Origin of the sequence: Chitinophaga oryzae, from assembly GCF_012516375.2 — a bacterium.
In the GTDB taxonomy this organism is placed as follows: domain Bacteria; phylum Bacteroidota; class Bacteroidia; order Chitinophagales; family Chitinophagaceae; genus Chitinophaga; species Chitinophaga oryzae.
Genome location: NZ_CP051204.2, coordinates 2,443,779 through 2,468,526, shown reverse-complemented (window position 1 = coordinate 2,468,526; position 24,748 = coordinate 2,443,779). Strand labels below are relative to the sequence as shown.

General features: G+C 52.8%; 28 protein-coding genes. 13 read left to right on the top strand and 15 right to left on the bottom strand.

All coding sequences use genetic code 11. From position 1 onward, the window contains the following. Nucleotides 1-16: 16 nt before the first annotated feature. The 4 genes from HF324_RS10345 to nirB form a co-directional block, all read right to left on the bottom strand. Complete coding sequence (locus HF324_RS10345; protein WP_192023244.1) at nucleotides 17-1,306, bottom strand: MFS transporter; 1,290 nt, start codon at nucleotides 1,304-1,306, stop codon at nucleotides 17-19. Nucleotides 1,307-1,346: 40 nt separating this feature from the next. Further along, a complete protein-coding gene (locus tag HF324_RS10340) occupies nucleotides 1,347-2,663 on the bottom strand; it encodes an alginate export family protein (protein WP_246269482.1) in 1,317 nt (438 codons plus the stop codon). A 79-nt stretch (nucleotides 2,664-2,742) separates the two neighbouring features. Then, nucleotides 2,743-3,117 (bottom strand): nitrite reductase small subunit NirD, encoded by a 375-nt coding sequence (gene nirD / locus HF324_RS10335; RefSeq protein WP_168802404.1) that lies wholly within the window; start codon nucleotides 3,115-3,117, stop codon nucleotides 2,743-2,745. Nucleotides 3,118-3,140: 23 nt separating this feature from the next. Next, nucleotides 3,141-5,639 (bottom strand): nitrite reductase large subunit NirB, encoded by a 2,499-nt coding sequence (gene nirB, locus HF324_RS10330; RefSeq protein WP_168859723.1) that lies wholly within the window; start codon nucleotides 5,637-5,639, stop codon nucleotides 3,141-3,143. A 176-nt stretch (nucleotides 5,640-5,815) separates the two neighbouring features. Between nirB and cobA the strand changes: the two genes are divergently transcribed. Next, nucleotides 5,816-6,547, top strand: a complete 732-nt coding sequence (gene cobA / locus HF324_RS10325; RefSeq protein ID WP_168859722.1) for a uroporphyrinogen-III C-methyltransferase — start codon at nucleotides 5,816-5,818, stop codon at nucleotides 6,545-6,547. 55 nt (nucleotides 6,548-6,602) lie between these two features. Here cobA and asnA read toward each other — a convergent pair whose 3' ends face one another. The 3 genes from asnA to HF324_RS10310 all read right to left on the bottom strand — a co-directional run bounded on the left by asnA (nucleotide 6,603) and on the right by HF324_RS10310 (nucleotide 9,199). Then, nucleotides 6,603-7,586 (bottom strand): aspartate--ammonia ligase, encoded by a 984-nt coding sequence (gene asnA, locus HF324_RS10320; RefSeq protein WP_168802401.1) that lies wholly within the window; start codon nucleotides 7,584-7,586, stop codon nucleotides 6,603-6,605. A 291-nt stretch (nucleotides 7,587-7,877) separates the two neighbouring features. After that, complete coding sequence (locus tag HF324_RS10315; protein WP_168802400.1) at nucleotides 7,878-8,168, bottom strand: hypothetical protein; 291 nt, start codon at nucleotides 8,166-8,168, stop codon at nucleotides 7,878-7,880. A 95-nt stretch (nucleotides 8,169-8,263) separates the two neighbouring features. Then, the gene (locus HF324_RS10310) at nucleotides 8,264-9,199 is read right to left on the bottom strand and encodes an SRPBCC domain-containing protein (RefSeq protein ID WP_168802399.1); all 936 of its coding nucleotides are present in this window, start codon (nucleotides 9,197-9,199) and stop codon (nucleotides 8,264-8,266) included. 137 nt (nucleotides 9,200-9,336) lie between these two features. On the opposite strand from HF324_RS10310, the gene HF324_RS10305 reads away from it, so the two are divergent. Further along, on the top strand, nucleotides 9,337-9,942 hold the full coding sequence (locus HF324_RS10305) for a 5'-methylthioadenosine/S-adenosylhomocysteine nucleosidase family protein (protein ID WP_168859721.1): 606 nt from the start codon (nucleotides 9,337-9,339) through the stop codon (nucleotides 9,940-9,942). Nucleotides 9,943-9,954: 12 nt separating this feature from the next. Then, the gene (locus HF324_RS10300; protein ID WP_168802397.1) at nucleotides 9,955-10,530 is read left to right on the top strand and encodes a thioredoxin family protein; all 576 of its coding nucleotides are present in this window, start codon (nucleotides 9,955-9,957) and stop codon (nucleotides 10,528-10,530) included. Here HF324_RS10300 and xth read toward each other — a convergent pair whose 3' ends face one another. The 3 genes from xth to HF324_RS10285 form a co-directional block, all read right to left on the bottom strand. Further along, the gene (gene xth, locus HF324_RS10295; protein WP_168802396.1) at nucleotides 10,531-11,307 is read right to left on the bottom strand and encodes an exodeoxyribonuclease III; all 777 of its coding nucleotides are present in this window, start codon (nucleotides 11,305-11,307) and stop codon (nucleotides 10,531-10,533) included. A 91-nt stretch (nucleotides 11,308-11,398) separates the two neighbouring features. After that, nucleotides 11,399-12,046: a hypothetical protein gene (locus HF324_RS10290; RefSeq protein WP_168859720.1), complete on the bottom strand. Its 648-nt coding sequence runs from the start codon at nucleotides 12,044-12,046 to the stop codon at nucleotides 11,399-11,401. A 5-nt stretch (nucleotides 12,047-12,051) separates the two neighbouring features. Next, nucleotides 12,052-12,564 (bottom strand): RNA polymerase sigma factor, encoded by a 513-nt coding sequence (locus HF324_RS10285; protein ID WP_168802394.1) that lies wholly within the window; start codon nucleotides 12,562-12,564, stop codon nucleotides 12,052-12,054. 255 nt (nucleotides 12,565-12,819) lie between these two features. Here HF324_RS10285 and HF324_RS10280 point away from each other — a divergent pair, with 255 nt between their 5' ends. The 4 genes from HF324_RS10280 (at nucleotide 12,820) to HF324_RS10265 (ending at nucleotide 16,224) form a co-directional block, all read left to right on the top strand. Further along, a complete protein-coding gene (locus tag HF324_RS10280) occupies nucleotides 12,820-13,275 on the top strand; it encodes a hypothetical protein (RefSeq protein WP_168859719.1) in 456 nt (151 codons plus the stop codon). A gap of 137 nt (nucleotides 13,276-13,412) precedes the next feature. Beyond that, nucleotides 13,413-14,150 (top strand): hypothetical protein, encoded by a 738-nt coding sequence (locus HF324_RS10275; RefSeq protein WP_168859718.1) that lies wholly within the window; start codon nucleotides 13,413-13,415, stop codon nucleotides 14,148-14,150. Nucleotides 14,151-14,228: 78 nt separating this feature from the next. After that, nucleotides 14,229-15,206 carry a 3-keto-disaccharide hydrolase gene (locus HF324_RS10270; RefSeq protein WP_168802392.1) on the top strand — a complete coding sequence of 326 codons (978 nt, stop codon included), beginning with the start codon at nucleotides 14,229-14,231 and terminating at the stop codon, nucleotides 15,204-15,206. 268 nt (nucleotides 15,207-15,474) lie between these two features. Then, entirely contained in the window at nucleotides 15,475-16,224 is a 750-nt protein-coding gene (locus HF324_RS10265) for a metallophosphoesterase family protein (RefSeq protein WP_168859717.1), read from the top strand. Here the strand turns inward: HF324_RS10265 and HF324_RS10260 are convergent. Then, nucleotides 16,207-17,052 carry a helix-turn-helix transcriptional regulator gene (locus HF324_RS10260; protein WP_168802390.1) on the bottom strand — a complete coding sequence of 282 codons (846 nt, stop codon included), beginning with the start codon at nucleotides 17,050-17,052 and terminating at the stop codon, nucleotides 16,207-16,209. The genes HF324_RS10265 and HF324_RS10260 overlap by 18 nt on opposite strands. A gap of 65 nt (nucleotides 17,053-17,117) precedes the next feature. Here HF324_RS10260 and HF324_RS10255 point away from each other — a divergent pair, with 65 nt between their 5' ends. After that, nucleotides 17,118-18,305, top strand: a complete 1,188-nt coding sequence (locus tag HF324_RS10255; protein WP_168802389.1) for an MFS transporter — start codon at nucleotides 17,118-17,120, stop codon at nucleotides 18,303-18,305. A 1-nt stretch (nucleotide 18,306) separates the two neighbouring features. Here HF324_RS10255 and HF324_RS10250 read toward each other — a convergent pair whose 3' ends face one another. Genes HF324_RS10250 through HF324_RS10235 form a run of 4 tightly spaced genes read right to left on the bottom strand, consistent with a single transcriptional unit; the run spans nucleotide 18,307 to nucleotide 20,641 of the window. Further along, nucleotides 18,307-18,999 (bottom strand): class I SAM-dependent methyltransferase, encoded by a 693-nt coding sequence (locus HF324_RS10250; protein ID WP_168802388.1) that lies wholly within the window; start codon nucleotides 18,997-18,999, stop codon nucleotides 18,307-18,309. A gap of 57 nt (nucleotides 19,000-19,056) precedes the next feature. Continuing rightward, nucleotides 19,057-19,626 carry a Crp/Fnr family transcriptional regulator gene (locus HF324_RS10245; protein WP_168802387.1) on the bottom strand — a complete coding sequence of 190 codons (570 nt, stop codon included), beginning with the start codon at nucleotides 19,624-19,626 and terminating at the stop codon, nucleotides 19,057-19,059. A 21-nt stretch (nucleotides 19,627-19,647) separates the two neighbouring features. Beyond that, the gene (locus tag HF324_RS10240; protein ID WP_168802386.1) at nucleotides 19,648-20,052 is read right to left on the bottom strand and encodes an NUDIX hydrolase; all 405 of its coding nucleotides are present in this window, start codon (nucleotides 20,050-20,052) and stop codon (nucleotides 19,648-19,650) included. 25 nt (nucleotides 20,053-20,077) lie between these two features. After that, a complete protein-coding gene (locus HF324_RS10235) occupies nucleotides 20,078-20,641 on the bottom strand; it encodes a peroxiredoxin (RefSeq protein WP_168859716.1) in 564 nt (187 codons plus the stop codon). A gap of 123 nt (nucleotides 20,642-20,764) precedes the next feature. Between HF324_RS10235 and HF324_RS10230 the strand changes: the two genes are divergently transcribed. The 5 genes from HF324_RS10230 (at nucleotide 20,765) to HF324_RS10210 (ending at nucleotide 24,745) form a co-directional block, all read left to right on the top strand. Next, nucleotides 20,765-21,424, top strand: coding sequence for a GNAT family N-acetyltransferase (locus HF324_RS10230; protein ID WP_168859715.1), 660 nt, complete (start codon nucleotides 20,765-20,767; stop codon nucleotides 21,422-21,424). Nucleotides 21,425-21,494: 70 nt separating this feature from the next. Then, the gene (locus HF324_RS10225) at nucleotides 21,495-23,078 is read left to right on the top strand and encodes an oleate hydratase (protein WP_168859714.1); all 1,584 of its coding nucleotides are present in this window, start codon (nucleotides 21,495-21,497) and stop codon (nucleotides 23,076-23,078) included. Between the two features lie 31 nt (nucleotides 23,079-23,109). Further along, nucleotides 23,110-24,006: a 3-hydroxyacyl-CoA dehydrogenase gene (locus HF324_RS10220; RefSeq protein ID WP_168802382.1), complete on the top strand. Its 897-nt coding sequence runs from the start codon at nucleotides 23,110-23,112 to the stop codon at nucleotides 24,004-24,006. Nucleotides 24,007-24,154: 148 nt separating this feature from the next. Then, entirely contained in the window at nucleotides 24,155-24,280 is a 126-nt protein-coding gene (locus tag HF324_RS10215) for a cytochrome c oxidase subunit 2A (protein ID WP_168802381.1), read from the top strand. Nucleotides 24,281-24,292: 12 nt separating this feature from the next. Beyond that, nucleotides 24,293-24,745 carry a cupredoxin domain-containing protein gene (locus tag HF324_RS10210; RefSeq protein ID WP_168802380.1) on the top strand — a complete coding sequence of 151 codons (453 nt, stop codon included), beginning with the start codon at nucleotides 24,293-24,295 and terminating at the stop codon, nucleotides 24,743-24,745. Nucleotides 24,746-24,748: the final 3 nt, after the last annotated feature.

Here is a 24,748-nt window from a genome sequence, read left to right as displayed (position 1 = left end):
CGTTTTAAAATTATCATCAGGAAATCACTACCGGCGCATCTTCCGTAGTCACAACAGTCATTTCCGCTTTCGGTGCAAACCGGGTAAAAAGTACCAGTCCGCCTACTGCCATCACTATCACGCCGATATAACTGAATGCTTCGATGTACGTGATATGCTCCGACTTAAACAAAAAGCCGAACAGCATACCGCCGATGTTACCACCGGCGCCTACGATACCGTTGATCAGCCCCGCATTGCGCCGGCTGAGAAAAGGCACGATGCCATAGGTCACGCCGTTGGCCATTTTAAGGAACAGGGCAAAACTCAGCATCGCCACGATGGCCATGCCCAGTGAACCCGCACGGGCAAATAACAGCAGCCCGGCGCCTTCCAGCAGCAACATCGCCGCCAGCAGCCAGCCTTTGCCTTTGATACCGGCTTTGGCGCCGGCTTTATCTGCCGCGATGCCGCCCAGCGCACGGGCAAAAAGATTCATAAACCCGAAGACGCCGGCCCAGAATCCGGCGCTGCTTTGTGATAAATGGAAAGTGTCTACGAAGTGTAATGCCGCCACATTATCAAAGGTGATCTCCATGCCAAAACACATCCCGTAGGCAATGGTGAGCATCCAGATACGCCAGTCACGCAACACGCTCCAGTCGATGCTGTCTGCTTTTGCGGTACGTGGCAGTGTATCAAAGTTACCTTCCGGCGTGTCCTGTGTATAGCGGTAGTACAACCATGCCACGCCCAGCATCATAAGGCCCGGCAGGACCATGGCGTAACGCCAGGCTTCTCCTTTCGTATAGCCGAGACCGACGATAGCCGCAAAGATCAGCGGCATCACCATATTGGTGACGCCACCGCCAAGGTTGCCCCATCCGCCCGCGATGGCATTGGCCGTGCCTTTGATGTTGGCGGCAAACATGAGGGACGTATGAAACTGCGTGATGACAAATGCGCCGCCTATCACACTGATGGCTAAACGAAAAAGTAAAAAAGAGGTATAATCTTTTGATAGCCCCACAAGGAAAACCGGCAGCGATCCCAGCAGCAGCAGTCGGACAGCCGTTTTACGCGGCCCCCACAGGTCACAGAGACGGCCGATCAGCAGCCGGGCGATGATAGTGCCCGACACAGAGGCAATCATGATATTGCCGATCTGCGCTTTGCTGAGTCCCATGTCTTCCCGGATGGTGGGCATCAGCGGCGCCAGGCCAAACCATCCGAAAAAACAAACAAAAAACATCAGCCAGGTAATATGAAAAGTCCGCATCTGTACGGAGTCTATACGGAATATATTGAGTTTATCGAGTGCGGGCATATCATTGGGTATTTAGTCATTTGGATATTTAGCTATTCAGTTATTTGATCCGCCATTCAGGATGGATATTGACGGTCACGTACGCCCAGTTATTATTACCGGATGCGTTAGCGACCTGTTTTATCTTCGCCAGGGAAGGCGTGCTCCAGAAATGGCTGTAACCGGCTTCAAAAGCGATCATACCGGTAAGCGTATACGTTGCTGTTATATCGGCTTCGGTGCCTAGTCTTTTATTGTAGCCGTCAATAGCGGCGGCGCTGAAGAACGCATGTACGTCGGCGCCGGCTGTAAAGCGGCTGCCGGCTTTCCACTTCGCCCGGAGGTAGTAATCCTGTAGTCCTTTACCGGCAAAGGGACTAGCGACATAGAAATAGTCCATATATCCCCAGAACTTATGCGGCGTACCATAGAGCGGATCAAAATCGGGCGTGGTAAAGTCGGCGCCCAGGCCGGTGCTCAACTGCCGGCCCCACCCCTGCTGCAGGTACCCTGAGAGCAATGCGCCGCTGACCGTTTGCCCGTTAGCGTTAGTACCGCCCTGGTAGTAACCGGCGGCCGTCCACAGCAGGCGGTCGTGCTGACCGGTATAGTATAATCCTGTCGTCATGCGGCTGTACACCCCCGCCTGCCATTTTTTCTGTGCCGGGCTAACGGTCGTGTCTATCTGAAATGCGGAGAACTGGTCGGCCAGGAAAAGGAAGGAAAGGCTTCCCTGCTGAAACCTGCGCGACACGTATAAAAACTCCAGGCTTTTATAGGCGGGACCGCCGTTGGTATTACCCGGATAGTTACCGGTGGGCAACGGGTTGTATACCGTTCCGGAGGCGTTTTCTTTGTTCTGGTTAAACGCCAGCCCCGCGTGTGCGGTCCAGGCGGCGGTTTCATATTTCAGGAGGGCTGCGTCGTGGCGGCGGCCCTGTTGTAGCCAGTCGAGGTTGCCCAGCAGCCGGCTGTCGTCGTATACGAGTTCCTGCCGGCCAATCTTCAGCGACAGGCGGCGGTCCTTCGACAGGGTGTCTGTAAGCAGTATCTCTGCCCAGGCTTCATGCAGCATAAAGCCGTTGTTGTCCGGAGTGGTGGTGCGGTTAATAGTGGAGGCGTCCTGTCCCCAGACGCGTATATCCTGTACCGTAAGTCCCAGTTTGAGGCGGTAGCTGTTCAGGCCGGCCATGAGACGGGTACGCTGGGAAGTAAAAAAGGCGGGGGAAGCGCCCCGGGTCTTGGGGGCGCCCTGCCCGTCGCGCAGTTCGGTGCGGGTACGCAGCTGGGCGCCTAACGTAAACTGGCCATAGCCTTGCTGCGACAGCAGCAGACCGGGCAGCATCCAGGGGATGCCACCGTAAAACCACTTTTTCATGTACCTTTGGTTGATTTTAATTGAGCCAATCAATATAAGATCAGGAACCCGGTCAGCCTGCCAGCTACCGGGTTTCGCTTTATACAACTACCATTGCAGTATCTTCACTGACGCCGATATATACCAGTCCGTCTGTAACGCGTACCGGGTAAACGGTCAGCGAACATTCCGCCTCATCGGACAGGCAGCGCCCGTCGAGCAGGGAGAATGTTTTTTTGTGAAAGGGACAGGCTACTTTCGGCTCATCTTTTACCGTGCCGGTCATACCGCGGCTCAGCGCCATCTGTTTACGATGTGGGCACAGGTTTTGTGTGGCGTACCACTGGTTCTTCCGGGCGAAATAAAACAACGCAATTTGCTCTTCTCCGTATTTTACGCACACGCCTCCGTTGTGTGGCACGTCCGACGCTTTACAAGCCAGGAACCAGTGAATCGTTGTTGATGAGATAGACATAGCAGTGCATTTTAAGGATAATATTATTTCCACTCTGCGGCTTTCTTCTGGTTACGCAGGGTTTCAAATTTTACAGTAGGGTCTTTTTCCTCCGGGGAGTTGATGAAGTGGGAGAAGCGCCGGCGCAGTTCCGGGTTTTCCACCACTTCCCGCCATTCGCATTTGTAGCTGTCCACCAGCGCCTGCATTTCAGCTTCCAGCTGGGCGCCGATACCGAGGCTGTCCTTTACCACTACGTTGCGGAGGTAGTCGATGCCGCCGTCCAGTTTGTTCAGCCAGGTGGCGGTGCGGGTGAGCGGATCGGCGGTTTTGATGTAGAACATCAGGAAACGGTCGATGTAGCGGATACAGGTTTCGCTGTCCAGGTCCGCCGCCAGCAGTACCGCGTGTTGCGGTTTGGAGCCGCCGTTGCCGCAGACGTACAGGTTCCAGCCTTTTTCGGTAGCGATGATGCCGAAGTCTTTGGACTGCGCTTCCGCACATTCGCGGATACAGCCGGAGACGGCCGATTTGATTTTATGTGGCGCGCGGAGGCCACGGTAACGTTCTTCGATACGGATGGCGTAGCTCACGCTGTCATGCAGCCCGAAGCGGCACCAGGTGGAACCGACGCAGCTTTTGACGGTGCGCAGCGCTTTGCCGTAGGCATGGCCGCTTTCAAAACCGGCGTCGATCAGTTCTTTCCATATCAGCGGCAGGTCGCCGAGGTGTGCGCCGAACAGGTCGATGCGCTGCCCGCCGGTAATTTTTGTGTAGAGGTTGTATTTCTGTGCTACCTCGCCGATAGCGATCAGTTTCTCCGGGGTAATTTCCCCGCCGGGGATACGCGGTACAACAGAATAGGTGCCGCCTTTCTGGATATTGGCCAGGTAGCGGTCGTTGGAATCCTGTGCAGTATCATTTCCTTTGGCGAGGATCATGTCGTTCCACAGGCTGGCCAGGATGGAAGCTATTACCGGTTTGCAGGTTTCGCAACCATCGCCCTGACCGTAGTGGTCCAGCACTTCATCAAAGGAGCGGAGTGATTTTACGCGGATAAGGTCCAGCATTTCCTGCCGGGAATAGGTAAAGTGTTCGCAAATCACGCTGCGGATGTATTTGCCCTGTGATTTAAGGGTGGCAGTGATGATATCTTTTACCATGGGGGCGCATCCGCCGCAGCAGGTGCCGGCTTTGGTGCATTTTTTAATATCATCGAATGATTCATGTCCTGCCGACACCGCCTCGCAGATGGCACCTTTACTTACGCTTTCACAGCTGCAGATAAGCGCATCGTCCGGCAGGGCGTCCACGCCGGCGCCGGCAGGCGCGCCTTCTTTCGCAGGCCCCATCAGTAATGTGGCGGGGTCCGCAGGCAGGGTCAGTTTATTTTTCACGGTCTGCAACAGCATATTATACGCGCTGGCTTCTCCGATTAAGATGCCGCCCAGCAGCTGCTGCCCGTCGGGCGTGATATCGATACGTTTGTAGATGCCTTTCAGCCGGTCTTCAAATACGATGCTGTGGCAGTTGCCGGCAGGGGAAAAGGGGTCGCCGAAGCTGGCCACTTCTACGCCGACGAGCTTCAGGCGGGTGCTCATGTCAAACCCGGTGAAGGCCTTTATTTCGTTGGTGAGGTGTGCCGCTACCACTTCCGCCATTTCATAACCCGGCGCTACCAGGCCATAGATCATATTTTGATACAGGGCGCATTCGCCGATGGCGTAAACAGATGGGTCGGAGGTCTGTAGCTGGTCGTTGACCACGATGCCGCCACGGGGACCTGTTTCGAGGCCGGCCGCTTTTGCCAGTTCATCCCTGGGTTTGATGCCTGCCGATATCACCAGCATGTCTGTTTTCAGGAAGGTGTCGTCTGTGAACTGCAGGCCGCTGATAGCATCTTCCCCGGTTATCTTTTTGGTGTTTTTGCTGGTCAGTACTTTCAGTCCCAGCTGTGCCAGTTTCTCCTGCAGTAACAGGGAACCTTTATCGTCTATCTGGCGGGGCATCAGCCGGGGGGCGAACTCTACGACATGGATGTTCGTCATGCCCAGGTCCAGCAGGGCTTTGGCTGCTTCGAGGCCCAGCAGGCCGCCGCCGATGACGGCTCCTGTGCGCGCATGCGGCGCATAAGCCTTCATCATTTCCAGGTCTTCTATGGTGCGGTAGAGGAAGACGCCTTTTTTCTCCACGCCCGGGATGGGAGGCACAAAGGCTGCCGATCCGGTGGCCAGTACGAGGTAGTCGTATGTTTCCACGATGCCGCTATGGGTGTGCACCGTTTTCTGTTCCCGGTCGATGGCCGTTACCGGATCGGCAAGATGCAGCCGGATGCCTTGTTGCGCATACCATTCAGCGCTGGCCATTAAAAGCTCGTCCCCTGTTTTACCCTCGAACCAGGAGGTGAGATGTACACGATCATAGGCCGGACGAGGCTCTTCACCGAATACGACCAGTTCAACAGACGTTTTCGCGGATTTGGCGAGCATTTTCTCACAGAACTTGTATCCGACCATGCCGTTTCCGATAACCACGATTTTCATTGGAAGAGATTTTGGATGAGAATTATATTATAATATTATTAATATGATATTATTATTAACAAATACTATCATTTTTAACACCGTTTCAGCTATCTTGATGATGAAATTAATTATTTTGACTTTATTTTTAAATAGTTTTCTTGTAATTACTTCATATTAATTTATTCATAATATAAATGATAACACCCTTTTTATCTCTGGTAGGCGCTGGTCCGGGGGACCCGGAGCTGATCACCCTGAAAGCCATCAACGTGATCCGGCAGGCGGACGTGGTCTTATATGATGCACTGGTACATCCGGCCCTGCTGGACTATGCGCCGCCACAGGCGGTCCGGCAGTTTGTAGGCAAGCGTTGCGGCAGCCACAGCCTGCCGCAGGAAGAAATTAACCGGTTGATTGTAACGATGGCCCGGCAGTATGGCCATGTAGTGCGCCTCAAAGGAGGAGATCCTTTTATTTTCGGCAGGGCAACGGAGGAAATAATGGTTGCCCGGCAGCATCATATAGGCGTGGCGGTTATTCCCGGCATCAGCAGCGTAACGGCGGTACCTGCTTCACAAATGATACCGCTGACCAGCAGGGGGCTGGCGGAAAGTTTCTGGGTGACGACCGGCACCACCCGGTCCGGCCGGCTGTCGGACGATATTGAGCTGGCCGCCCGGTCCAGCGCCACGGTCGTCATCCTGATGGGCATGCACCACCTCGGAGACATCCTGCAAATCTTCATCCGGCAGGGTAAACAACACACGCCGGCAGCCATTATACAGGAGGGCACCACGCCGCAGGCCAACATAGTCACAGGTACAGTCGCCGATATCCAGGCACGCGCACAGGCAGCAGCTATCGGTCCGCCGGCTATTATTATTATAGGAGAGGTGGTTCCTTCCTTATCCCGGAAGCATCCATAAAAAAAATCCCCGGAAGCGGTGCGCTTCCGGGGACTTTCCTTTTAAAGAATATCGTTTATAGTTGACCTTCCGGCCAGATACCGGACTGCACGTCTGAGATATGTTTACGTTGCAGCAGGAACATACAGAGGCGTGACTGCCCGATACCGCCCCCCATACTCAACGGGTATACCTCGTTCAGTACATTGCTGTGGAACAACAATTCGCTGCGATGGCCACAGTCTTTCAGCGACAGCTGTTCACGCAGGGAGCCGGCGTCTACCCGGATACCCATGGAAGACAGTTCCAGCGCACTGTTCATAACCGGGTTCCAGAGGATCAGGTCACCGTTCAGGCCATTGAAACCTTCTTCGTTGGCTGTGGACCAGTCGTCATAATCCGGGGCACGATCGTCATGTACCGCCTGGTCAGACAACAGGCCGCCAATGCCCATAATAAACACAGCGCCATATTCTTTGGCGATACGGTTCTCCCTCTCTTTGGGTGTAAGGCCCGGATAACGTTGCAGTAATGTTTCGCTGTCGATAAAATAAACAGATGAAGGCAGGTCAAGCGTCTTTTCATGCGCTTCTTCCAGCATGGCATTGGTATCGAGGACCGCCTGGTAGATCTGCGCTACCGTGTCTTTCAGGTAACTGATACGGCGGTGTTCCGGCAGGATGCGTTTCTCCCAATCCCATTGGTCTACGTAAAAGCTGTGAACCGGCGACACCACTTCATCCGGACGGATAGCCCGCATGTCTGTTACGATGCCCTGTTCCGGCTCCAGTCCCAGTTGATACAGACGCATACGCTTCCATTTGGCCAGCGACTGAACAATTTCCACCGGGTAGGGAATATTTTTCAGGTTGAACTTTACGGGTTTTTCCACGCCATTGAGGTCGTCGTTAAAGCCGGTACCGGATTGAACGAACAGAGGGGCAGACACTTTGGTCAGCGACAGCCGTTGGCTGAGGCGTGCCGGGAAATAATCTTTGATGAGGGATATTCCCTTCTCCAGGTGGAGAATATCGTTTGTTTTTGCAGTTAATGTGATCATCTTCTTAAAGTGGTATAAGATTGTTTTGGATAGATTTTAACATTTAACACAAAACTATAAATATTCACTAACAAATCATCACATTAAAGAATATTTTTTCAACAAAAACAGGTTCTGATTAATAAAAAATCATAAAAACTATGCAGATTTTGCATTTTTACTATACAGATCTTGTTAATATATTTTAATATATTAATTATCAAATGATTACACATCATAATGAGAAATTGAAAAATAGAAGGAAAATAGATGGCCAGAGGGCGAAACGGCCACAAAGAACAGCTGAGAGATTTAATTTATGGTGGCCTCTACCCACCTTTTCAACGTTTCCCGCTCCTCACCTGTCAGTTTCACTTCACCGCCAAGCGGCATTCTTCCTTTCACAAACACCTGTTTATAAATGTCTTTGGCGTTTCTTTCCATATTCTTCTCTTTGAAAACGCGGAACGGGTTATTACGCACATGACAAACATTGCATTTTTCCCGGAGCACCAGCAGGGCTTTCTGTTTGTCATCTTCCGGGGTGGCGGGGGCTGCATAAGCAATACACAACAGGGCAATGAGTATGATCAGGTATTTCATGGTTTTATTTTTTACTCAAAATTACCTGCCGCCCTCCCCGGAAAATAGAACAAAACCGTCAGGCTTCATAAATAAAAATGATACCATCTTTTTCTTTAAACTGCCGCCTCACAACGTTTTTTGATCAACGCCAACGCTGTGCCCCAGTAGTAGTTGATATGCCTGTCCGTAGCATATTTACCGGTGTTGGTCTGCGTAAAATCAAGCATAGTGCCTGTATCTGCAGCATTCAGGCGGAAGGTAATGATCCCGTATTGTTCCGGTTCATCCGGTCTTTCGGAAAGAGAGCTCCAATGGGTATATGACAGTAGCTGTTCCGGTTCGAACGCCAGGATCACCCCTTTGTTTATATAAGGGATGCCGTGCAGATCGCCGGTGAACACCAGCGGGCTACCTGCTTTCCAGCCGGACTGAATATGCACCGGGGAATCCATCATCCATAAATTTATCTTTTCCGGGTTGGTCAGCATCTCCCACACCGTGGCTGCCGGCGCCTGAATGAACACCGACTTGTTCACCGTATTACCGGCAAACAACTGCGCATCTATCCGCTTTTTCTGCCGCAGGTGATGCTGCATGTGCACCACTGCGAAACGCAGCCACTCCCCCGCCGTGAAATATCCCAGCCCCGGATGCTGTGTTTTCCCGGTGGCACTGTCAATATCAACGTTGCGGCACACCGCTGCCACTGACTGTTGGATAGATAATAATCCCTGCCGCAGCTGGTCGATGCTTTCCGGTTGCGGAATAAATGTGTTGGTAGCCGGACCGGCAATCTGCACGTCCGGAAACCCGTGGGCCAGTATCTTCCGGCCTTCTTCCGTTATAGGCTCATGTTGGTGCTCATTAGCCGTCAATGCCGCAGCCACTTGTTCAACGTACCAACCGGTATCGTCGATGATATGCTGGTATACCTGCCCGAGCGACCATGCCGCCGCCTTTGTGGGCCTGCAGATCATCTCCAGTGAATAATCGTCCAGAAAGGCCACCCATTGGCCGAGGGTATCGTTAAATTGTTGCAGTGGGTCCATGGTAAGCCAATGTAAGAAAATCAGGGCAATAATCCGGTATCCTGCAGGTAACCATCTCCTCAAAACACCGCTCCGGTACCGCATTTTAGCGTAACTTTGCGGCAATTTAATATTACCAACACAACTGTAGAAGACATATGATCCATGGACCGTCGGCACAGCCGCAACACATCACCAACCTGTTGAACCAGCGACCGCTTTTTGTTTTTGCGCTCAGCTCTGAAGCTGCAGAAGAATTCAACGAAGACAATATCCTGATTGCAGGCATCGGAAAAGTGAATGCTGCTTTTAACCTGACGAAGAAAATACAGGAAGAAAGGCCCGGCCTGATCGTTAACCTGGGCTCCGCCGGCAGCTGCACTTTCAAACGTGGCGAAGTAGTATGCTGTAACCGGTTTATTCAACGGGACATGGACGTCACCGGCCTCGGTTACCGTAAATATGAAACGCCATTCTCCAACCTGGAACCGGTGCTGGAATACGGCATTCAGCTGGACGGTTTTCCCTCCGGCATCTGCGGCACCGGCGACAACTTCGAGACAGCACACGTGGCTGCCGATTATAATGTCCTCGACATGGAAGCATATTCCCTCGCGATGGTAGCAATGAAAGAGAATATACCTTTTCTGTGCCTGAAATATATCACGGATGGCGCCGACGGCGGTGCAGCAGAAGAGTGGACCGAACAGGTACACCACGCCGCAGCAGCCTTCCGGAAGATTATCTCCGGCCTTCAACAATAAAAAATGTGAGTGATGAATTTTACAGACTATTTGCAGCTGTTTGAAAACATCCTGCAGGACGCAGATCCGAAAGCACCTTACAACAATCCCGACTACCTCAACTACACCAAACTTAACTGGTCGAGGCAACAGCGCTGGCTGAAGACCGGCGTTATTACCGACGCGATGGCCGCCGCCGTTAAAAATATCACCGCACCTCAACAGTGGGTGATCATCACCGAACCGTGGTGTGGCGATGCCGCGCACATTGTTCCGTTCCTGTATAAAATCGCAGCCTTAAATCCGCTGGTCACCATAGACATACAACAACGCGATACGCCGCCTTTCCTGATAGAACAATACCTCACCAACGGCACCAAGTCCATCCCGAAACTGGTCATCCGTGACAGTGACGGCAACGACATGGCCGTATGGGGACCCAGGCCGGCAGGTTGCCAGGTATTGTATAACAAACTGAAAGAAGAAAAAGCGGATTTCGAGCGGATGAAGATCGAACTGCAGCAGTGGTACAACGAAGACAAAGGCAAAAGCTTACAGGCGGAATTGCTGGAAGTACTGACACAGGTGCAGAAAGTCAGCCTCGCCTGATTACGCGCCTTTTAATTCCACCCATACCGGCGCATGATCGCTGGACTTCTCCCATCCCCGCACATGACGGTCGACGCCCGCCGCTATCAGGCGTTTATCTACCTCGGGGCTCAGCAGAAAATGATCGATCCGCAGGCCGGCATCCCTTTCATAGGCATTACGAAAGTAATCCCAGAAAGTATAGATCTTCTGATCCGGATACAGCTTGCGGATAGCGTCTGTCCATCCCTGTGCTACCAGCGCATGGAAAGCTGATTTCACTTCCGGCCTGAACAGGGCGTCGTCTACCCAGCGCTCCGGCTTATACACATCGAGGTCGGTAGGCATCACATTATAATCGCCCGTAAGGATGACCGGTGTTTTTTGCGCAAGCAGTTCCTTTGCGTGGTCCGTCAGCCGTTTAAACCAGCTGAGCTTATAATCGAATTTAGGTCCCGGTGCAGGATTGCCATTAGGCAGGTACAGGCACCCGATCAGTACGCCGTTGATAGCCGCTTCCATATACCGGCTGTGCACATCTTCCTCATCTCCCGGCAGCGTTCTTCTGATTTCCTGCGGCTTTCCCACTTTCGACAGGATCGCAATACCATTCCAGCTTTTCTGGCCATGCCATATCACATCATATCCTGCTTCCCGGATGGCCGATTCGGGGAACTTCTCCTGCGGCGCTTTCAGTTCCTGCAGACAAGCCACGTCAGGGGCAGACTCTTTCAGCCAGCGTAGCAGCACCGGCAAACGGGCATTGATACCATTGACATTATAAGTAGCTATTTTCATGGGAAACAGGTCTTGGTTATCTATCCAAGATAACTAAAAATCCCGGAAGCTAACGCCGGAAGAGACGATGATCACGTACTATCCCTGTTTATCATCCTTCGCGGAATACTTTGATTTCTTCCAGCATTTCCATGGAGCGGATGACGGGCGTCCACTCTTTTCCTTCAAAGAGCCACCGGAACCATGAACGGCCCCTGTTTTCATAACGGATATTACGGAAAAACCAGACCGCAGCGATGGTAAAACCGGCTGTCACGATTCCCTGTGCTGCCAGCAGCCAGCTGTTTTCTTTCACAAACATGCCTGCATGAAGATAAAAGGTCGTCCATACCGGCAGTTGCAGCCACAGCAAACGGGCGCACCACAAGGTGGAGGACTTCAGCCTGGATAGTTTTTCCTGTGTGTCCAGCACGGGTCCCGAGATATCTATCTGTTCTATCAGCAACAGCTGATAAAGATAGATACCGATAGCTATCGTGGTGAGGAGGGACTGAATACCCATAGACACCAGGAAAAAAGGGCTGGCGGTATAAAACATGCTGACCAGCAGCGTGTCGATAAAGGCAACCCACAAAATACCCGCCAGCAGGGCAAAGTATTTGACAGGTCTCATAGAGGCGAGAAACGAATGGATTTTAATGCCGGTAATTTCTGCTGCGTTTTTTCTGTTCAACAACAGGTTGTCTGCCAAATGTTTTTCGTACGATTTCCAAAGATGAATAATGTCTTTGTCTTCCATGACGGTTACGTTTTAATACGTGAAAATTGCTGCCTCAGCAGGTCTTTGATCCTGCCGATCTTTGTCGCCACATTCGTCACGGAAATGCCCAGTATGTCCGCAATCTCCTGATGGCTTTTTTCTTCAAGGTATAATAGTATCAGCGCACGGTCCAGCTCCCTGAGGTTATGAATAAACCGCTGCAGCCACTGCAGCCGCTCATCCGTTTCCTTCCCCGGCCCGGTGTCCACCATTTCCAGCACTGCCGTCTCCAGCGTCCCCGTCGCCGCTTTCCGGCGGGTCTCCCGGCGGTAAAAAGAAATGGCCACATTCAGCGCAATACGGTATACCCAGGTACTGTACTGCGCCTGCCCGCTGTTATAATGCCCAAATGCTTTCCATAACTGTATTATAATCTCCTGGACCAGGTCTTTCCTGTCCTCCTCCTGCCTGCACCAGGCGCCGGCCACCTTATAAATGATGCCCTTGTGCGCCTCCATGACGGACAGGAACTGGTCTGTACTAATAGCTGCATCCATTGGTGAAAAATGTTACTGTTATATTATTCGCCGGAGGAAAGAAAAAATCACAGGACAGGCTGTTTTTTTTCGGAAGGGTCCGGCAACGGGCATGTTAATCGGCTGTTAATCATTGATTTTTAGGGAGATCAGGAGAGACGAACCCTTGTTTGTGCCGTAGTATTGCAGTAACATGGCGAAGACCACATCATCGTCCCGTCCATGCCAGACCAGCCATCCCGGCTTCAACCCAAAGTTTCAACTAACCTGATTGTTATGAGAAAAACTGCACTGCTCCTGCTCACCATTTTACTGTACACCCCGCACATCGTCGCACAAAACAGGGACATCAACTCTACCGGGTTGTATATCCATACCGATAAACATATCTACACCCCGGCAGAAAAAATATGGTTCACCGGCTACCTGCTCAACATCCGCGCTACGGACACCCTACCCTATCATACACTTTTCGTAGCCCTCATCAATCCCAATACCCGCAAACCAGTGCTCAACGAACGTTTCGCCTTCGACCGCGGCGTGGCCAAAGGCCTGCTGGTACTACCGGACACCCTTCCCCCCGGCGACTACGCCCTCGTCGGTTACACCAACAACTACATCGCCGACAACCACGAACAGGAGTTCCAGCAGTGGATCTCCGTCCGTAAACCACATCAGCCCCCTTTAAGACCAGGAAAACACCGGCGGACACTACGCGCACGGCTACACTAAAAATACCCGGGTCCAATATCTGCATCCGGCTGGACACCGACTCAACAACCTATCGTCAACGGGGCCTGGTCAACTGCCGCCTGGAACTCACGGACACCACCGGCAAACCCATACAGGGACTGTTCTCCGTAGCCTGCGTGTGCGAAAAAAGACTGCGCAAACATGATAAATGGGATATCAGCCATTATTACTTCATCGACCAGTACCGGCTTCCCGCTTCGATAGACCTTTCCACGGCGCAACAAGAGCTCAACCCCGTCAGCGGCTTCGTCACCAAAGGATCTAAAAAAGTAAAGAAACCCATCCCCCTGCTGCTGATGAAAAACAATGAAATGATCACACTCAAAACCAATAAGGACGGCATCTTCTGCCTCAACTCCTATCAGCTCATCACCCCCCCGGGCCAACCGGACGCCATCCTCAGCGTCGTGAAAGGCAACCAGTCAGAATTTAAAATCAATTTTCTGAATGATATAGAAAGGGTGAATCACCAACTGGCTAAAATCAACTACCCTTACACACCGGAAGAGATGACCGACAGCACCATCTTCATGCCTGAAGAAATGTCCGCCATGGCTGCTGCCGCACAGACGCCCCCCGCGCCCGGATTACCGGTGCCCCAACAGGAGCCCGGGTATGTTAAAAAAGTCAAACCGGTATATACGCCCCCTGAATTTCAACAGGCCAGCGACACCATCGCCACGCCCAACTTCAACAGCACCCTTTACTGGAACCACCTGATCAATACCGATGAACAAGGTCACGCAAACTTTACCTTCCGGCTCAATGATCTCCCCGGCGTATTCGTCTGCGTGGTCCAGGGCATCTCCACCATGGGCGTCTTCAGCAAATACCTGCGGTTCGTAGTAAGATAAGCATTTGTAAAAAACCGAATAAGGCGCTATCTTGTTCTGCTGATAGATTTTATGAATCAGCTAAAAAACATGATACATATGCGCAGAAACATCCTGGTACTCGGCATGAGCGGCTTGTTAACACTGGGAGCCATGGCTCCGGCAATGGCCTCCGGCCGTACGCAGCCCGGCACCACCCAGGCGCCCACCGACGCTAAAGCACTGATTGGCCGCTGGGACATCACCATCGACGAAAACGGCAAACCTGCCCCTTCCTGGCTGGAAGTAAAGCTCTCCGGCTTCAAAACCCTCGTGGGATATTTTGTAGGCACCTCCGGCAGCGCCCGCCCCGTCGCTAAAGTGAACTTCGACAACGGCAAATTCAGCTTCTCCATCCCGCCACAATGGGAAAGCGGCAACCAGGACTTCCTCATCGAAGGCGAACTGACCGACGCCGGCATCCAGGGCACCATCACCACCAGCGAAGGCAAAAAATACAACTGGAAAGGCGTAAAAGCCCCTTACCTGAAAAAAACCGGCGCTGTTGCCTGGGGTAAACCCATCAACCTGTTCAACGGTAAAGATCTCACCGGATGGAAAGCCGCCGGCAAAGAAAACCAATGGATCGTGAAAGATGGCATCCTCACCAGCCCTCACTCCGGCGCCAACCTGGTGTCCGAACAGAAATTCACCGACTTCAAACTGCACGCTGAATTCAGATACCAGAAAGGCAGCAATAGCGGCATCTACCTGAGAGGCCGTCATGAAGTACAGATCGAAGACAGCAATCCGGACACTCACCCGTCCAGCGTGCTTTTCAGCGGTGTGTACGGCTTCCTCGCCCCCAGCGAAATCAACGCCCTCGGACCCGATAAATGGCAGACCTACGACATCACCCTCACAGGTCGCATGGTCACCATCGTGGTAAATGGTAAAACCGTCATCAACAACCAGGAAATACCCGGCATCACCGGCGGCGCGCTGGACAGCAACGAAGGCGAACCCGGTCCGATCTACATCCAGGGCGACCACGGTCCGATTGAATTCAGGAAACTCGTGATCACCCCCGCTAAATAGGATTTACGATTTTGATTTAGGAATTTTTTGATTTACGATTTTTTGATTTGAGGGAAACCATATATCCCCGAAATCCCTAAATCGTAAATCAAAAAATCCCCAAATAAAGTATTTATGATTTTTTGATTTGAGGAAACCATATATCCCCGAAATCCCTAAATCGTAAATCAAAAAATCCCCAAATAAAGTATTTATGATTTTTTGATTTGAGGAAACCATATATCCCCGAAATCCCTAAATCGTAAATCAAAAAATCCCCAAATAAAGGATGATGAAAATAGCCGTTATCAGCGATATCCATGGTAACCTGCCCGCCCTTCAGGCGGTACTGGAAGATATTTCCCGCTATGGCGCCGATCAGATCTACTGCCTGGGCGATCTTACCGATGCCGCCCCCTGGCATAACGAGGTCATAGCCCAAATCCGCGCCCTGCGCATTCCCACTATCATGGGCAATCACGATGAACGCATCGCATACGATCTCCCGGTAAAACCACTCGCCAAACACGGCCCGGAAGAACGCGCCGCCCGCATCACCGCCATTGAATACACCCGCAATACCATCACGGCCGATCATAAACAGTTTCTTCGCACGTTGCCTTCGCTGCTGCACCTCCGCTTTGGCCAACACCGGCTGCTGCTCGCCCACGGCAGCCCCGAAAGCAACGAGACCTACCTCTATGCCGATCACCCGGAAGCAGCGCTGCTGGACATGATGGAAAAGGCGCATGCAGACGTCCTCATTATCGGCCATACCCACGTATCGTATATCCGCCCCATCGGTTACGGACAGAAACTGGTGATCAATACCGGCTCGGCCGGACGCAGCAAAGAAGCCGACAGACGGGCAGCTTACCTGCGCCTCGAGATCCGCGACCCGCACGCCGCTACACTGCCGGAACTGCTCCGGGCAACCATACAAAAAGTAGCATATAATATGGAACTAACGACAACGGGCATACGCAACAGCCCCGTTCCGGACTTTTATGCCGATTTCCTGTCAGGCGCCCTTACCTGACTTTAACTGCGTACGGTAGGAACGGGGATTGGTCCCCTTCATTTTGCGGAAGAATTTATTGAGATGACTGAGGTCGCCAAACCCATACTGGCCGGCAATTTCCTTAATACTCATGTCACTGTAGCGGAGCTTGTTTTCGATCTGCCGGCTTTTGTATTCGTTGATATAATCGCGGACAGAGACGCCCAGTTCCTGCTTGAACAATACCTGCAGCCGCGCTTTTCCCATCTGCAACGCCGGCGCCATCATCTCCTGCTGTAATTGAGCGGGGTTGGTAATATGCGTATGGATATAATGCATCGCCTGCGTGAGCGCCACGGAACGCTGCGGGCCCTGTTCCGCTTCTGCCGGCAGTCCCGCCAGCAACGCCAGCACACCACGTATCAGGTGCAACACCCCTTCATTGGAAGGTACCGGCTGCAGCTGCCATTCCGCTGCAATCACCTCCATCACACTGCTGATACGGACCAGCACCTCTTTCGCCATCACCGGTACGCCATGCGAACGCGTGGCCACGATCAGCTGCTGAAAACGCTGCTCCCACTGCGCGATGGCCGCCGGCTGCAACTGTTGGCCGAGATACACATTGGTAAACTTCAGCACCGTGTATTTCGTCTCTTCTTCAATATAAAAGATATGCTCATCTTCCGGCGCCAGCGCATAATAACAGGGGCCTTCATATCGGAAGGTCTCCCCGTTCAGCTGGTGCGTACCGCTTCCGTGATGAATGAATATCAGTTCAAAATGATTGTGGTTGTGCAGTTCAAAGGGCCACTCCCGTGTCTGAAAATGCCGGATAAACAAATCGTCGTGCTGGATCAGTCGCATTTTGATACAAGTAATATCCTCAAAAGTACAAGTTTTCCGCAGCCCTGCCAATGTAGGTTTGTAAGATGAAAACAACGCCTTACCATCCATTTACCATCCCGCTGATGGCCATATCCGCCGGGGTGACCGTAGCCAACATCTACTACAACCAGCCTATCCTGAACGATATCAGCGCCGCCACAGGCGCCACTGCAGGCGAAGCAGGTAGGGTGTCTACCCTGGCCCAGCTGGGATACGGACTGGGCATGTTTTTTATCCTGCCGCTGGGGGATAAGCTGGACCGCCGCAAACTGATCACCGCGCTGACCAGCCTGCTGTTTGTCTCCCTCCTGTTGCTGAGCATCGCCCGGAGCATACAGCTCATCTGCCTGCTCAGCTTCCTCGTGGGCATCGGTTCCACGCCCGCACAGATACTGCTGCCGATGTCGGCCACTATCAGCACGGGCGACAGGGGCAAAACCGTGGGGCGGGTATTTGCCGGCATCCTCATTGGCATACTGGGCGCCCGCGTCGTGGCAGGCGTAGTGTCCGACCTGCTGGGCTGGCGGTATGTATTTGCCATCTCCGCTTTGCTGGTACTGACCGTCACCATTCTCCTCCACCGTTACCTGCCGGTGGTGCCGCCGAAGTTTCGCGGCAGCTATCCGCAGTTACTCCTTTCTACCGTAAAACTGATCGGCGAATACAGCGTTTTACGCCAGGCAGCCTTGCTCGGCGCTTTTACATTTGGCACTTTCTGTTCTTTCTGGACCACGCTGACGTTCCACCTAAGCGCTGCGCCACTGCACTATTCCGCCTCCCGCATCGGCCTCTTTGGCCTGATCGCTATCGGCGGCGCACTGGCGGCGCCAGCCTTTGGCAAACTGGCAGACAAAGGACAGATATACAAATCACTGCTGCTTACCGTTTCGATGATCATTGTCAGTGTCCTGCTGCTGAAAATATTTCCACACTCGGTGCTCATGCTGTCTGTCAGCATCTTCCTGCTGGACGTAGGCGTGCAGGCCACCCAGATCACCAACTTCACCAGGATATACAGCCTGCATGAACATGCCCACAGCCGGCTCAACACCGTATACATGACCGCTTATTTTATAGGCGCCGCCATCGGCACCTCCTGCGGCGTTGCCGCCTGGCAGTATGGCGGCTGGGACATGGCCACCTGGCAGCTGCTGCTGTGGAGCGTCATCGCACTGGGCATCGTAGGATGGTCCGCCAATACTCAGCCCCGCATGATGACAGCCAAACGGTAAACTATTTTATCTTCTGTCCGTGAATAAATACGGTACTGCCGATCACATAACTTTTGACCTGCAGGGAAGGTTGACCAAACAGGGCTACCGTTTGGGCAACAGAATACACTTCGCCGAATTCATGTATCAGCCGCAGGGATGACATAAAAACGCGGCTGATCTTCCTTTGGCTGGTCATCGAATAGAAATAGTAGCGGCCACCGGGTTTCAGCACCCGCAGCGCTTCGTTTACAAACGCCTGTTTATTGTCAAAAAGGTGAATGGTGCCAAAGCTGCAGACGGTGTCGAAAGTATTGTCCGGGAAAGGCAGCTGAAAGGCGTCGCCCTGCAACAGCTGTATATGGGCGGGCAACGGCCGGCCGCCCCCTGAGAGCCTGGCCCGCGCTATCTTCAGCATTTCGACGGAGCGGTCCAGCAGTATGCAGTCATTGCCGGTAGCCCTGTACAGGTGCGCCGTTTGCGCGAGGCCGCCACAACCGATGTCCAGCACGGTGCCGGATGAACGGAGAATAGCATCGGCGGCGAACGCCTGGTAGTCCTGCCGGGAGGTGTCCCAGAAAAAGCGGTTGAACCAGCGGGTACTGACCAGCCTTTCGTAGTAGCCGGCCTTACAGTCATAAGAGGCCCGGGCGGGGTTGTCCAGGCAGGTGTAGATGCCCCGTGTCAGCGGGCGGATTGGATCGGTATGGCTCACTTCATATAGTTTTCAGCAAAGGTAGCTGGCAAACCTCCCGGCGTGGATGAACCTGGGTTAAGAAATCCGTTTACGGATGCGGCTGAGTGCCTGAGGGGTGATACCGATGTAGGAAGCGAGGTGTTTCAAAGGTACATAGCGGAACAACTGCGGCGCCAGGCGGAGCAGGTCCAGGTAACGTTCTTCGGCCGTCTTCGTCAGCAACGACAGCTCCCTGGCGGATTTGATCAGCAACATCTGTTCCGTCGCCAGCCTGCCTATCCTGTCTACGATCCGCAGCCGGTCGTACATTCGCTGCAGATCGTCATGATGAATACGCCACAACCGCGTCTCCGTGATGGTTTCACCGTAGTAACGCGAAGGCTCACGGGTATAAAACGAACTGTATACGCACATAAACCACCCGTCAAACGCAAATCCGACAGTGGTTTCATCGCCGTTGCCGTTTTCCACGTAGAAGCGCACCACGCCGCTGTCCACGAAGGTGAGATAGTTCTCCGTCTCCCCCGCCTGCAAATAGAAGGTTTTAGCCGGATATGTTTTCGGCTCGAAGCAAGCGGAAAAAATACGCCAGTCCTCCTCGGAAATATTGACCTGCTGACGGAGAAAATCGTACATGCGCTGCATGGTATCTGTATTAAGAGGCTATTAATCCACCAGTCCGTCCTGTTGCAGTTTTTCAAATGCCAGCAATACGCCGCGCACCTGGTGAGGTTCCTGCCGGTAAGCTTCCAGGCTGAAGAAGCGTACGGCGCCTATTTCCGCGGAAGGCTGCGGTGTTTGCCGCAGCTGATGCCGGAAACAATCCTGCCGCATGAGCAGGTCTTTTTCGCCGAAAGCAGGCGCCGTGATGTGATAATACCATTGCAGGCTGTCCGCTGTAAGGTCCATGTTCAGCTCTTCTTTTATTTCCCGCTGCATGGCCTGCAGCGGTGTTTCGCCGGCATCCACCTTGCCGCCCGGCAGGTACCAGGCGCCTTTGTTCTTACTGAAAGCCAGCAGCAGCTCCCTGTTTTCAACGACAATCAGGCCAACACAATCTATGTAGTTCATCCCGCAAAAGTAAACAAAAGCAGTTTTACCTGGTAGTAGCCTTCAGATATGCCAGCACGGCGTCGATATTTTTATCTGGCGGGAATACAGGGTAAAAATATTTGCGAAGATATCCGTCTTCGAAGACGAGCGTCACTCTTTTCAGCAGTACCAGTGACTCCACATAATGCAGCGGCAGCCGCAGCGCTTCGCTGAAGTATCGTTGTTCGTCGCTCAGGAGATGAAAGGGAAGGTGTATGCGTTCCCGTTCGGAACGCTGCATCTCCGGTGATTGGGTGCTCATACCGAATACGGCCGTCTGCAGCTGCTGCAGCTCCTGGTAATGGTCCCGGAAAGAGCAGGCCTGTGGCGTGCATCCACGGGCGCCGGGTATCTCGTCCCATCCCGGTGGCAGCGGGATATGCGAAGGCCCAGTCATTGGGTAACAGTAAATCACTAGTCTGCCCGGTATATCCCGCAGCGATACCTTTGTCCCGTCGGTAGATGGCAGCTGAACCGCCGGTATTTGTATGCCGCTGAGATGATCGCAGGCACCGTCGTCTTCCGGCACCGGCAGATGCGGCGGTAAATAAGTCAGATCCGTTTCCATGGTATTCCGTTTGTGATGTCAAAATTAGTTCGTCAACGAAACATATAACAGATACAGAATACAAATATTTAACTATAACAGATGTTGTTGTGAGATCTCAAATGACTACCTTTGTGCTGTCTTATGACAACAGATGAAACATATGAGCAAGCAGACCCTCATGTAGTGGAAACATGGCTGAAAGGATGGTCACTGGCGCGGGAACTCCCTCTTCCGATAGCCGACCACGGCGGACTTAGGGTAGATGTAGGATGGCCTGACCAACAAACACGATACGTTTTTCCTGCGCTCGGTCCCGGTTTATTTCATTTCGCCAACACCATCGTTCAGCCGGCAGTTTTTCTCAAAATATGTGCGCCGGCATCCCTCGTAAGACCTGTGCTTCCTCCCCGCTGGGTAATACAGGCGCCCGGATTTATGATGACCCGCACCCTGCCTGCCCACCCCTCCCGCTTACCGCTGCCGGAAGGATACACACTGACTTTTGACACCGCCAACGCCGGCCCCATCGCCAGCATACATGCATCCAACGGCGAAGTAGCGGCCAGCGGCCGCCTGGCTATCGTTGACGACTACATCATTTATGACCGCATCGCCACCACGCCGGCGCATCAGCGCCGCGGGCTGGGAAGCGCCGTCATGGCCGCCCTCACCACTGAAGCCGTCTCGCGTGGCATCAGGAAGGGCATACTCGTGGCCACCCCCGCCGGTAAAGCACTGTATGAAACGCTCGGCTGGAAAATGTACTCGCTGTACACCACTGCAGTTATCCCGCACAATTAACACAACAAAACAACCACCCGGTTGTTAACTCTTCACATACTCCGTTAAACCGCTTAAAAATTGATTGATTATGCACGATAGCAACAAACACGCCTGGTTTGTAGGCGGAGGCCTCGCTTCACTGGCAGCAGCCGTTTACCTGATTGAAGACGCAGGTTTCAAGGGAGAAAACATTCATATCATTGAAGCGCTACCGGTCCTCGGCGGCAGCAACGACGGCGCCGGCGCCAAACAGGAAGGCTTTGTATGCCGCGGCGGCAGGATGCTCAACGAAGAAACATACGAGAACTTCTGGGACCTCACCAGCCGCATCCCGTCCCTCGAAGTACCCAATATCTCCGTAAAAGACGAGATACTGGCTTTCGACCACGCTAACCCCACCCACGCAAAAGCGCGACTGATCGACAAATACGGTAAGATCCTCGATGTACATTCTATGGGTTTTGATCACGACGACCGTATGAAGATGCTCAAGCTCTTTTTCACCGACGAAAATGAACTGGACCATATGACCATCCGCGAATGGTTTGGCGACCACTTCTTTACCACCAATTTCTGGTACATGTGGCAGACAACGTTCGCATGGCAGGAATGGTCCAGCCTCTTTGAATTCAGGAGATACATGAACCGCATGATCCTTGAGTTTTCCCGGATAGACACGCTGGAAGGCGTTACCAGGACACCTTACAACCAATATGAATCCGTGATATTGCCCATCAAAAAATATCTTGACAAATTCGGGATAGACTATTCCCTGAAAAGGACAGTAACCGATCTCGTTTTCAAAGATGGCGACGGTATCACGGTAACGGCTATACAATACCAGGACGCCGACGGAAAAACCGGCAGTATCGCCTTACAGGAAGGCGACCTGTGTTTCTTCACCAACGGCTGTATCACCGATAACTCCAACAACGGCGATTACAAAACACCGGCCCGCTACCTGCCGGACAATCCGCCTTCTTTCGCACTCTGGAAAAAAATCGCGCTCAAAAAACCGCGTCTCGGCAACCCGGACCCTTTCTTCGGTAAACCCGACGAAACCAAATGGTACTCCTTTACCGCTACTTTCCGGGGCAATACCATGCTGAAGCTCATAGAGGCCTTCTCCGGCAATAAGCCCGGCAGCGGCGCACTCATGACCTTCCGCGACTCTTCCTGGCGTATGTCCATCGTGGTAGCCGCGCAACCGCATTTCAAAGCGCAGGGCGACGATACCACCATCTTCTGGGGCTACGGCCTCTATCCCGACAGGACCGGCGACTTTGTCCAAAAACGGATGATCGACTGCACCGGTGAAGAAATCCTCACGGAACTCATTCACCAACTGCATTTTGAACAACATGAAAACGAGATCAAAGAAAGCGTCGTCAATGTCATCCCCGTGATGATGCCCTATATCGACGCATTGTTTCAGCCGCACGCCAAAGCCGATCGCCCGCCGGTAGTACCCAAAGGCTCCACTAACCTGGCCATGATCAGCCAGTTTGTGGAAATCCCGCAGGATATGGTGTTTACAGAAGAATACTCCGTCAGGGCCGCCCGCACCGCCGTATACACGCTGCTCAACATTGATAAGGAAGTAGCGCCGGTAACGCCTTACAACCGCCGCCCAGACGTACTGGCGAAAGCCGTACACACCGCTTACCGTTAATCGTATTTCCATCACCGGCCAATCCTAAAATATGAATATAAAAACAGTCACCGTAGCCGGCAGCGGCGTATTAGGCGCACAGATCGCCTTCCAGACCGCCGTCCACCAGTACCAGGTCCATGTGTACGACATCAGCGATGCCGTACTCGAAAAAGCCAAAACTACCCTGCAGCAATTGGCTTCCGCTTATCAGCATGACCTCGGCCTGGAAAAAGCAGACACCGATGCAGCATTTAGCCGTATCCGTTATTTCACCGACCTGGCCGCCGCCGTAAAAGGCGCCGACCTGCTGATAGAAGCCATCCCGGAAAACCCTGCCATCAAAACGGAGTTTTACCAAAAGCTGGCCGCCGTAGCCGACCCGCAGACGATCTTCGCCACCAACTCCTCCACCCTGCTGCCCAGTCAGTTCGCAGCAGCCACCGGAAGACCGGCGCAGTTCCTGTCACTCCACTTCGCCAATGAAATCTGGAAACACAACACCGCAGAGATCATGGGCCATCCGGGAACGGACAAAGCCACCTTCGACACCGTGGTAGCCTTTGCGAAATCCATCGGCATGGTAGCGCTGCCACTCCACAAGGAGCAACCCGGCTATATCGTCAATTCCCTGCTGGTACCGCTGCTCGACGCAGCCACCACCCTGCTCGTAAGAGGCGTGGCCGATGTGGAAACCATCGATAAAACATGGATGGTAGCTACCGGCGCGCCCGTGGGCCCATTCGGTATCCTGGACGTGGTAGGTATCACCACTGCCTATAACATCACCAACATGGCCGCCGAAAAGACCAAAGACCCGGAGAAAATAAAAGCCGCCGCTTTTCTCAAAGAGAACTTCATTGAGAAAAACAAACTGGGCACCGCCACCGGCGAGGGCTTTTACAAATATCCCAACCCCTCCTACCGGCAACCCGGTTTCCTGAAATAACGATGATCCGTTTCCCCGGGCTAAACCCCGGGGAAACGGATACATAAAGCTCCTTAAAAAATAGTTTTTCTTCCCCTCCGGCCCCCCAAAATCAAACATTTCCCGCGCTCGTTTGTAATACAGAAAGATCGCTATTAAATCCTGTTCTATGCAAGAATCCAACAATCCGGAAAAATTCGTCCCCCGCGGCGCTATTGCTTTCTTCGCGCTGCTGATAGTACTGGGACTGATAATATGGTTCGGTATCTATTTTCTCATGCTCTCCAGGATATAAACCGTTTTCCTCATGATCGACAAATATGAACGGAACGTCATCATTGTGGCTTTGCTGTTATCCGCCCTCTTTATCTTTTCACTGTTCTACGCGATGGGCGCCAGAAAAGCAGACGTCACGGAATGCCTTCCCTACGACAAATCGTACGAAACGGCGAGGGTCAACCAGATCGACAAATCCACCTACCAGATCTTTTATGTAGCCCGCATGTGGAGCTTTGAACCAGCTATCACCTACATACCGGTAGGCAGCGAAGTAGACCTTTTCCTCACCTCGCAGGATGTGGTGCACGGCTTCGACATCTACAACAAAAACGTAAACCTGATGGGCGTTCCCGGCGGTGTGGCCAAAACCACCGTCCGGTTTGACCAGCCCGGCGTATACAAAGTGGTATGTCATGAGTTCTGCGGCACCGGCCACCAGAACATGCAGGCGGAAATAATTGTCAACTATCCCAAAAAATAAGTC